Source organism: uncultured Dialister sp. (assembly GCF_900538805.1).
Taxonomy (GTDB): Bacteria; Bacillota; Negativicutes; order Veillonellales; family Dialisteraceae; genus Dialister.
In genome coordinates, this window is the sequence record NZ_UPZP01000083.1 from 1 (window position 1) to 10,846 (window position 10,846).

7 protein-coding genes are annotated in these 10,846 nt (G+C 55.4%); all 7 read left to right on the forward strand.

Features of this window, described 5'->3' with window-relative positions; genetic code table 11:
• The first annotated feature begins 815 nt into the window (after positions 1–815).
• Complete coding sequence (locus tag QZQ29_RS07430; RefSeq protein ID WP_296961883.1) at positions 816–1,427, forward strand: hypothetical protein; 612 nt, start codon at positions 816–818, stop codon at positions 1,425–1,427.
• Between the two features lie 691 nt (positions 1,428–2,118).
• Complete coding sequence (locus QZQ29_RS07435) at positions 2,119–3,084, forward strand: aspartate carbamoyltransferase catalytic subunit (RefSeq protein WP_296961885.1); 966 nt, start codon at positions 2,119–2,121, stop codon at positions 3,082–3,084.
• Positions 3,068–4,363, forward strand: a complete 1,296-nt coding sequence (locus QZQ29_RS07440; RefSeq protein WP_296961887.1) for a dihydroorotase — start codon at positions 3,068–3,070, stop codon at positions 4,361–4,363. Before QZQ29_RS07435 ends, QZQ29_RS07440 begins: the two co-directional genes overlap by 17 nt.
• Positions 4,360–5,424 (forward strand): glutamine-hydrolyzing carbamoyl-phosphate synthase small subunit, encoded by a 1,065-nt coding sequence (gene carA, locus QZQ29_RS07445; RefSeq protein WP_296961889.1) that lies wholly within the window; start codon positions 4,360–4,362, stop codon positions 5,422–5,424. The genes QZQ29_RS07440 and carA overlap by 4 nt, the downstream gene beginning before the upstream one ends.
• Positions 5,424–8,621: a carbamoyl-phosphate synthase large subunit gene (gene carB / locus QZQ29_RS07450; RefSeq protein WP_296961896.1), complete on the forward strand. Its 3,198-nt coding sequence runs from the start codon at positions 5,424–5,426 to the stop codon at positions 8,619–8,621. The genes carA and carB overlap by 1 nt, the downstream gene beginning before the upstream one ends.
• A 4-nt stretch (positions 8,622–8,625) precedes the next feature.
• Positions 8,626–9,393, forward strand: a complete 768-nt coding sequence (locus QZQ29_RS07455; protein ID WP_296961891.1) for a dihydroorotate dehydrogenase electron transfer subunit — start codon at positions 8,626–8,628, stop codon at positions 9,391–9,393.
• The gene (locus QZQ29_RS07460; protein WP_296961894.1) at positions 9,390–10,298 is read left to right on the forward strand and encodes a dihydroorotate dehydrogenase; all 909 of its coding nucleotides are present in this window, start codon (positions 9,390–9,392) and stop codon (positions 10,296–10,298) included. The genes QZQ29_RS07455 and QZQ29_RS07460 overlap by 4 nt, the downstream gene beginning before the upstream one ends.
• The last annotated feature ends 548 nt before the right edge of the window (positions 10,299–10,846 follow it).

Here is a 10,846-nt window from a genome sequence, read left to right on the forward strand (position 1 = left end):
TCGACGCGAATAGCGAGCTATTTAAGGAGACTTATGACGTAGCATTGGATAAAAATACATATGAAATTCGATTCTGCAAATTAATCAGTGCTTCCCTAGGCCGGAGTTTAAATTTGCAATTCAAAAGAAGCTGTGAAAAGTGTCAATCATTTTTTCACAGCTTCTTTTTGCATGTCATGCGGCAGCGGCTGGGATCGGAGATCGGGATCGAGGATCGGAGGGACCTGCCGGGCAACCGTCATTCGGGGTCGGTCAGCCGACAATCGGAAGGCCCTTAGCCTGCCCATAAAAGGGCCTTCCTTTTAACTGGCTGACCGTGGGCGGCTAATTCACAGGAATGTTATTCATAACGTACGAAGCCAAAGAAAAAGCATAGAATAGCCTTCCCGCCGACCGGTATTTAATTGCATTTGTCTCATATTCGGCTTTTACCGAGATCCTTCGCTGTCGCTCAGGATGACGGTGGGAGGCGGGAAGGCAAGCACGTAACACAGGCTTTATACTCATCGCCCGCAGGGCGATACCACAACCCTCGGGCCAAAGGCCCGTCAAACCTAAGAACCTTCCGGCCAATGGCCGGTCAATCTTAAGAACCCTCGCGCCCCAGGCGTGTCGCAGGGCAATCCACCACCCTCGGCCCAAAGAGCCGTCGCCCCCTTCTACACAACCCGCCGCCGATAGGCGGCTACAACCCTCGGGGCCGCAGGCCCCGTCCACCTTCCCCTCTGGACCCGGGCCGCAGAGCGGCCCTGCCTATGATATAATGGGGGCAGGAAAACAGTTTCTTTTTCTATTAGGCGAGGAGTTGAGTGCTCATGAGAAAAGAAAAAGGACAGGATATCATTGAATATGCACTGATGCTGGCCATGGTGGTGGGCATTGGCTTTGGGATTTATTCTTACGGCGGAAGCGGCATAGGAAATTCTATTTCTAATGTCTTTAATAATGCCGGAAATCTTTTGGATAAGGCGGCGCTCCCCGTGGTTTCTTCGTCTGACGATATCATTAAAAGGCTGGCGGATGGGCGGTACCAGAATCTGGTGGATATACTGCATGAAGACCCAACGGGCAGTGCGCTGGATATTGCTTCAAACAGTCCGGAGGGGCAGGCGCTGGAGCAGAAGCTGAATATCCAGACACCCGAGGGGGACGGCTGGTATGCCCGGGTCAATACGAATGGCTTTTTCGTGGTGTCCTATTATTCGGCGGCGGCTAATAAAGGAGTCACCTTTGACAAGCTGCAGCGCGACTACGTCAGAAATCCGGGCAAATATGGCAAGGACAGTACGGGCCAATATCAAACTACGATAAAAATCAATGAAGGGTATTACTATCCGAATGGAACTTCAAAGTTTTATCCCGGTACAACCGGCCATATAGAGGTCGGACCCAATGGCAGCATGAGTATTTATCCTGGAAAAACATGATAGGGACACGCTTTTGGGCGTGAGGGTTGACGGCCCTTCGGGCCGAAGGTTCTTAAGGGGCTAAAGTTTGACAGCGGCTTCGCCGCTGAGGGTTATGGCGGGCGGCTGCGCCGCCAGTTTGGATAAAACAACTTTAGTGGTCTAGTGGGCTGGTGGGCTAGTGAGCTAGAAAAACCTTTACAACCGGGCTGTCGCCCGAGGGGAAACAGGCAAACCGCCCTGCGGGCGGGGAAAACCATACAACCGCGCCTTTGGTGCGAGGAAATGCACCCCTTCTGCCTACGGCACCTCCCCCGGAGGGGGAGGTTTTAGCGGCGCTATGCCTTGAGATGCTTATGAAGCAAGAAATTTAGCGGAGAGCAGACTTCCCCCTTCGGGGGAAGTACCGCCGCAGGCGGGGATAGGGGTGCATTTCCGACGGACGAAGCCCGGTTGGCTTGTTTTCCCCGCCCGCAAGGGCGGTTGTATGGTTTTATTATAAGAGGCGGCCTTCTATATTTTAAGGCCGCCCACCTTCCCCTCTGAACCCTTTGAACCTTGTGAACCCTCTGAACCTGCGGTCCTTTGGTGGCTGCAGCCACCAAAGGACCGCCCATAATAAAATTTTAATTTTCCACCTATTGAAAAAGCGATTCAATGTCTATATGATTATAGAGATAACTATTTTGATGTTATTTATTAGGAGGCCGGCATGAGCGCGATTTCACTACAAGGTCGTTCCGTTCTCGCCTTAGCTGATTTCTCAGCGGAGGAGATCGAACGCATCCTTCAAGTAGCAGCACAGATGAAAAAGATTGTTTTGTCTGACAACAAGAAGAGAGATTTCCTCAAAGGGAAATCCATGGTGACAGTGTTTTCCGAAGCATCTACCAGGACACGCAGTTCTTTCGAGCTTGCCGGTAAATATTTGGGAGCCGATGTGATCAACATTACAAAGAGCGGCAGCTCGATGACGAAAGGTGAAAGCATGCGAGATACATTGCTTACCGTTTCCGCAATGGGAGTGGATGCAGTGATTATTCGTGATTCGTCAGAGGGTGCCGCTCTTTTTGCATCCAAAGTGATGAGCCCGAAGGTGAAGGTGCCGGTGGTGCTGAATGCCGGCGACGGGGCCCATGCCCATCCGAGCCAGGCGCTCCTTGAGCTCTTTACGCTGAAGGAGGCGGGGAAGAATATTAAAGGGATGAAATATGTCATCATCGGAGATATCCTTCATTCCCGTGTGGCCAGGAGCGATATCGTGGGCTTTACGAAGCTGGGCGCCGAGGTGCACCTGGTGGGGCCGCGGACGCTGGTTCCCAAGGAACTGGAGGCCATGGGCTGCATTGTGGATGATGATTTGGAAACGGCTCTCCAGGGGGCGGATGCCATCAATATTCTCCGCATCCAGTTGGAAAGGGCGGCTGCCGGCTTTATCCCCACCACCCGGGAATATGCCCGTCTCTTTGGTATCAATAAGAAGCGTCTTGCCCTGTGCAAACCGGATGTGGCGGTGATTCACCCCGGTCCCATGAACAGGGGCATTGAAATCGGCTATGATGTGGCCTATGATGAGAAATCCTGGATTCAGGAGGAAGTGCGGAACGGCGTGGCTGTACGCATGGCTCTGGAATATTTGACACTGACGGAGGGTAAAGACATTGATGCTCTTAATTAAAAACGGAACGATTGTAAATCCCGCCAAAAAGCAGCATGAAGTGGGAGATATCCTCGTTGAAAATGGAAAAATTGTGGAAATAGGAAAGGAAATCCCCGTCATGGGAAGTGACGTGGAAGTGTTTGATGCCACGGGTCTTGTGGTGACACCGGGTCTCATCGACATGCATGTACACCTCCGCGAACCGGGGCAGGAAGCGAAGGAAGATATCCACACCGGCACCGAGGCTGCCGCTGCCGGCGGCATCACAAGGGTGGCCACCATGGCCAACACGAAGCCGGTGATCGATAATTCCGCGGTGCTTCGGGATGTGCTGAAGCGGGCCCAGGATGTGGGCGTGGTAAAGGTGAGCGTTATTGGTTCCATTTCCAAGAATCTGGAAGGAAAGCAGCTCTCTGAAATGGGGGACATGGCAGCCGACGGCGCCGTGGCTTTCTCCGATGACGGCCACTACGTGGAAAGTGCTAATTTCATGCGCCGGGCCATGGAGTATGCGGACATGCTCCACAAGATGGTCATTGACCACGCTGAAGACATGACCATGTGCGGCGGCGGTTTCATGAATGAAGGCAAGGTTTCCTATGCCATGGGCGTCACCGGACGTCCGGCGGCAGGGGAAAATATTGCCGTAGCAAGGGACCTGCTCCTCTCTGAACTGACGGGCTGCCATATCCATATCGCCCATGTGTCCAGCAAAAAGGCGGTGGACCTTATCAGGGAAGCGAAGAAGAAGGGCGTGAACTGCTCCACCGAAGTGACGGCGCAGCACCTCTATTTCACCGATGAATGGCTGAAGGACTATGATACCGCCTTCAAGATGGCTCCTCCTATCCGCACGGAAGAGGACCGGGAGGCTCTCATCGAAGGGCTGAAGGACGGCACCATCGATGCCATCATGACGGACCATGCGCCCCACTGCAATGAAGAGAAGAATGTGCCCTTCAACTGCGCGCCCAACGGCATTGCCGGGCTGGAAACGTCCCTGGCGTCCACGCTGACCGTGCTCTACCATGAAAGGGGCTTTACCCTGGACCGTATCGTGGAGCTCATGAGCGTGAACCCCGCCAGACTCCTTGGCGTAGAAGGGGGCGTCCTGGAAGAAGGGGCAGCCGCAGATATTACCGTATTTGACCCGGATAAGGAATGGACGGTGCACGGGGAGGACCTGTACACCAAGTCCCTCTTTACGCCCTATGAAAACATCACCCTCAAAGGCAAGGCTGTGCTGACGGTGGTGGATGGAGAAATCGTTATGAAAGAAGGAAAGGTGCTCAAATGAAAGGCCTCTTGATTTTGGAAAACGGCGCCCGCTTTGAAGGGGACCTCCTGGGGACTGTGGAAGGCCTGGGAGAACTGGTTTTCAATACCGGCATGACGGGATACCAGGAATGCTTTACGGACCCCTCCTATGAAGGGCAGATTCTGACTCTCACCTATCCGCTCATCGGCAACTACGGCGCCAACGACCTGTTCATGCAGAACAGGAAACCCGCCGCAGCAGGCTATGTGCTGGACCAGATCGCCGACCATCCCAGCAACTGGGAATGTAAGGAAAAGATTACCGATTTCATCGAAAGATACCATGTGCCCTGCCTGTACAATGTGGACACCCGGGCGGTGACCCGCATGGTCCGCACCCAGGGCGTTATGAAGGCTGTCATCGTGAGCGCCGAGAGAAGCGAAGATTTCATCCAGGCCGAATTGGCAAAGCCCCTCCATCGTGACCAGGTGGAGCGGGTCACCACGGCCTATCCCTATACCTATGGAAATGGGAAATACCAGGTGTCCCTCTTGGACTGCGGCCTGAAGAAGAATATCCTTGTCAGCCTGGCAGCCAATGACTGCACGGTGCACGTATTCCCCGCCCACACCAGCGCCGAGGAACTTCTGGCAGGAAATCCGGACGGCATTTTCCTCTCTCCCGGACCGGGGGACCCGAAGGACGTGCCCTATGTGGTGGATACGGTGAAGAAGCTCATCGGTACAAGGCCTATTTTCGGCATCTGCCTGGGCATCCAGATGCTGGCCACCGCCCTTGGCGGCCACACCTTCAAGCTGCCCTTCGGCCACCGGGGCTCCAACCATCCGGTGAAGGATCTCCGCACCGGCCGGGTGTACATTACCAGCCAGAACCATGGCTACGCCATTTCCGATGAAGGCCTGCCGGAATGCATTGAAGTGACCCATCGCAGCGTGAACGACGGCACCATCGAAGGCATCCGCCACAAGACCCTGCCCATCCAGGCAGTGCAGTACCATCCGGAAGCATCTCCGGGACCGAAGGATAATTTCTATCTCTTTGCTGAATTTACCAAGGCCATGGAGGAATTTAAAAAATGATTAATAAGGATGTCAAAAAAGTTCTTGTCATCGGTTCCGGCCCCATCGTCATCGGCCAGGCGGCGGAATTCGACTACGCCGGCACCCAGGCCTGCCGCTCCCTTCGGGAAGAGGGGGTGGAAGTGGTCCTGGTAAACAGCAACCCTTCCACCATTATGACGGACGTGGACATTGCGGACCGGGTGTACATCGAACCGATTACGCTGCCCTTCGTCACCGAAGTGATTAAGAAAGAACGGCCCGACGCCCTCCTTGCCACCCTGGGTGGTCAGGTGGGCCTCAATATGGCGGTGCAGCTCTCCGACGCCGGAGTGCTGGAAAAGTACCATGTGAAACTTCTGGGCTCTTCCCTCCATGCCATCAAACATGCGGAGGACCGGGAGCTCTTCAAGGAAGCCATGGAAGAAATCCACCAGCCTGTACCGGAATCCGACATTTTCGAAGAACTGGAACCGGCTGTGGCCTTTGCGGATAAAATCGGCTACCCCGTCATCATCCGTCCCGCCTACACCTTAGGCGGCACCGGCGGCGGCATTGCCCATGACCGCTATGAAATGGAAGAAATCGCCAACCGCGGCATCAAGCTGTCGCCCATCAACCAGATCCTGGTGGAACGGTCCATTGCGGGCTGGAAGGAAGTGGAGTTTGAAGTCATGCGGGACAGCGCGGACAACTGCATCATCGTCTGCGCCATGGAAAACATCGACCCTGTGGGCGTCCACACCGGCGACTCCATCGTAGTGGCTCCTACCCAGACCCTGACCGACGGCCAGTACCAGATGCTCCGCACCGCATCCATCAACATCATCCGCTACCTCCAGATCGAAGGGGGCTGCAACGTGCAGTACGGCCTGGACACCAAGACCAACCAGTACTATGTCATCGAAGTAAACCCCCGTGTCAGCCGTTCCTCCGCCCTGGCATCGAAAGCCACCGGCTATCCTATCGCCAAAGTGGCAGCAAAGATTGCCCTGGGCATGCACCTGGACGAAATCACCAACGCCATTACCGGCAACACGAAGGCCTGCTTCGAACCGTCCATCGACTACGTGGTATGCAAATTCCCCCGCTGGCCCTTTGAAAAATTCACCCTGGCGGACCGTGAAATCGGCACCCAGATGAAGGCCACCGGCGAAGTGATGGCCCTGGACCGCACCCTGGAAGGGGCGCTGCTGAAGGCCCTTCGGTCCCTGGAAGTGGGAGAGGGATACCTGCACCTGAAGAAACTGGACAGCCAGTCTCTCTATGATATCCGCTGCCTCCTGAAACGTATCGACAACGAAAGAATCTTCGTGGTGGCTGAGGCCCTGCGCCGCGGCATTGAACCGGAAGAAATCAACCGCATTACCCGGATCGACCTCTTCTTCATCTATAAGATCCAGAATATTATTAAAATGGAACGGCGCCTCCTGAAGGAAGGCCTCACCGAAGAGACCCTGAAAGCGGCTAAACGCATCCAGATGCCCGATGAAGCCATCGCCCACTTTGCAGAAGTCACCGTGAAGGACGTGGAAAATTTCAAAAAGAAAATGAGTTTCCACCCCGATTTCAAAATGGTAGATACCTGCGCCGCCGAATTTGAAGCCCACACCCCTTACTACTACTCCACCTACGGCGCAGAAGACGAAGTGAAGCCCCAGGGCAAAGGGTCCGTGGTGGTCTTCGGCTCCGGCCCCATCCGCATCGGCCAGGGCATCGAATTCGACTACTGCTCCGTTCATGCTTCCTGGGCATTGAAAAAGGCAGGAAAGAAATCCATCGTCATCAACAACAACCCGGAAACCGTGTCCACCGACTTCGACACCTCCGACTCCCTGTACTTTGAACCGCTCACGGAACAGGACGTGATGGAAGTCATTGAAAAGGAAAAGCCCGAAGGGGTGATCTGCCAGTTTGGCGGCCAGACCGCCATCAACCTGGCCACCCCCATGGCCAAGAGGGGCATCCGCATCATCGGCTCCTCCAATGAATCCATCGACATGGCAGAAGACAGGGAACGGTTCGACACCCTCTGCGGCCAGCTGGGCATCCCCCGTCCGAAGGGCTGCCTGGTGGAAAGCGTGGAAGAAGCCATGCAGAAGACGGAAGAACTGGAATACCCCCTCATCGTACGCCCCAGCTACGTATTGGGCGGCCGGGCCATGCAGATTGTCTACGACCAGGCGGAACTGCGCCAGTACCTGAAAGAAGCGGTGGTGGCATCCCATGAACATCCGGTCCTCATCGACCAGTACATGGTGGGCCGGGAAGTGGAAATCGACGCCATTTCCGACGGAGTGGACGTATGCATCCCGGGCATCATGGAACAGATCGAACGCTCCGGCGTCCACTCCGGCGACTCCATTGCCGTGTACCCGCCCCAGCACCTGTCAGAGGACGTCATTGATACATTGACTAAGTACACGAAGGACATTGCCTGTGCCATGAATGTCAAAGGTCTCGTGAACATCCAGTTCATCGTGGTAGGCGGCAAAGTTTACGTCATCGAAGTGAATCCCCGCGCCAGCCGCACTGTGCCCTTCATGAGCAAGATTACCGGCATCAACATGGTGGAATACGCCACCAGAGTGGCTCTGGGCGAACCGCTCCATACCCTGGGACTGCCCCTGGGCCTGGTTCCGCCGAAGAACTATGTGGCCATCAAAGCGCCGGTATTCTCCTTCTCCAAGCTGGGCCTCGTAGAAATCAAGCTGGGACCGGAAATGAAATCCACCGGTGAAGTCATGGGTATCGGCCATACCTACCAGGAAGCCCTCTACAAGGCGGTGGTGGCAGCGAACCTCATGGTTCCTGCCGGCGCCAACGTCCTCATCACCGTAAGCGACCGGGATAAACCGGAAACCGCGGAACTGGCCAAGGGCTTCGTAGATCTGGGCTACCACCTCATCTGCACCTCCGGCACAGGAGCCTATTTCCAGAGCCTGGGCATCCCTGTGGAAATCATCAAGAAGATTCACGAAAAAGGCGAAAACTGCGAAAAGTATCTGAAATCCGGCAAAGTGGACATGGTGCTGAATACCATTTCCTACGGCAGCCAGATCGAGCAGGAAGGCTATGACCTGCGCCGCATTGCGGTGGAACTGGCCATCCCCTGCATTACCTCCCTGGACACCGCCAAGGAAGTGCTCCGCGTCATGGCATCCACCGGCGGCGCCGAACACCATGTAGAAGCCATCCAGGACTATGTGAAGGAGTAATAGAATGTCAGGTTTTGTTGAAAAAGGAATCATCCGGGTCCACAATCACGTGGGCCCCGGCATCTGGCTCATGCAGATCGAACTGCCCCGCATTGCCAAAGAAGCAAAGCCCGGCCAGTTCGTCCATGTGAAAGTCAATGACCCCCGCTATATCCTGCGCCGTCCCATTTCCATCGCCGGCACCGACGCCGGCAGGGGCCTTGTGGAAATCATCTACCGCATCGTAGGCAAAGGCACCGACGCCATGTCCCACCTCAAAGTGGGGGACACCCTGGACTGCCTGGGACCCCTGGGCACCTCCTTTGACATGGATAAAGACCACATCGTCGGCATCGGCGGCGGCGTAGGCATCGCCCCCATCCTCTTCATGGCAAGGGCTTCCAAAGAAGGCCAGATGACCGTGGTCATCGGCGGCAGAAATAAGGAAGAAGTCTTCTGGAAAGACCTCTTCCCCAAGAAAGTCCGGCAGATGATCGTCACCACCGACGACGGCTCCTACGGCATCAAAGGCTTCTCCGTTTCCGTGCTCCCCAAACTTTTTGCGGAAGAAAAAGTGGACGAAGCCTGCGTCTGCGGCCCCGGCATCATGATGAGAACCGCCGCGCAAATGGCAAAGGATGCCAATGTCCCCTGTGAAGTCTCCATGGAACGCCGCATGGGCTGCGGCATCGGCACCTGCCTTGGCTGCGTATGCGACAGAAAAGACGGCAAAGGCCACTACAAAGTCTGCGCCGACGGCCCCGTATTCAATGCAGAGGAGGTGGTCCTATGAGCAGCCTCAAGGTAAACTATCTGGGCATCCCCATGGCCAGCCCCGTCATCGGCGCCTCCGGCACCGTAGGATACGGCCTGGAACTTAATGACTACATAGACATGAAAAAAATCGGCGCCCTCTCCGGCAAAGGCCTGGCGCCGACCCCCTGGAAAGGAAACGAAGGCGTCCGGGTGGCCGAAACCACCTCGGGCATGCTGAACTGCATCGGCCTTGAAAACCCGGGAGCTCCCTATTTCAAAGAGCACTACCTGCCGGAAGTCAGAAAACTTCCTACCCGTTTCATCGCCAACATGGTGGGCAGAAGCGTGGAAGAATACGCCGAATGTGCAAGGATGCTCACGGTAGATGGCATCGACGCCCTGGAAGTCAACATCTCCTGCCCCAACGTCAAAGAAGGGGGCGCCGCCTTCGGCACCGACCCGGCGCAGGCAGCAGCCGTTACCAGAGCCGTCAAAGACGCCACCACCCTGCCGGTGATCGTCAAACTGTCCCCCAATGTCACCGACATCGTCTCCATCGCCAAAGCCGTGGAAGACGCAGGGGCCGACAGCATCTCCCTCATCAATACACTCCTTGGCATTGCCATCGACACCCGCACCCGCCGCCCCATCCTGGGCAACATCACCGGCGGCCTCTCCGGCCCCGCCGTGAAACCTGTAGCCCTCCGCATGGTATGGCAGGTGGCCAAAGCCGTCAACATCCCCGTCTGCGGACTGGGCGGCATTATGACCGGCGAAGACGCCATCGAATTCATGATAGCCGGCGCGGATACCGTCCAGGTAGGCACCGCCAACCTGGCTGACCCTACCGCCATGGAACGCATCGTGAACGAAATGGAAGAATGGTGCGATAAGAATAACGTAAAAGACATCAATGAAATCGTTGGAACATTGAAAGACTGAAAAAAGCAGCGGCCTCGCCGCTGCTTTTTTTGACACGCCCTTGCGGGCGTGAGGGTTCAAAGGGTTCAAAAGGTTCACAAGGTTCAGAGGGTGGTGGTAGGCGCCTTTTAAGTTATAGAAGGCGCCAGTATGATAAAACAGCTTTAGTGTGCTAGTGAACTGGTGGGCTAGTAGACTAGTGAGCTAGTAAAAACCATACAACCGCCCTGCGGGCGGGAAAACCATACAACCGCGCCTACGGCGCGTGGGAAAAGCGCCCCCGTTGGTGGCTGGTGCCACCACCTTCCCCCCGCAGTTCGGTGGGACAATAAAGCTCCAATAAACTTTAGTCTCATAAGTCACTCTAATTTAAGCACAGGTTGTTGTGCCCCCGCACAGCGGGGGAAAGGTGGTGCCGTAGGCACCAAAGGGGGAAAAGCCACTGGAGGTGGCTAATTTCCGAAATGTTGTTCACAACGTATGAGATAAATGGGGTCTGTCAAGTCCTTTGTGTAAATTTTTCTGCTAAATTAAAATTCTTCTAATCAAATGGACTCCAGGTCACTTGG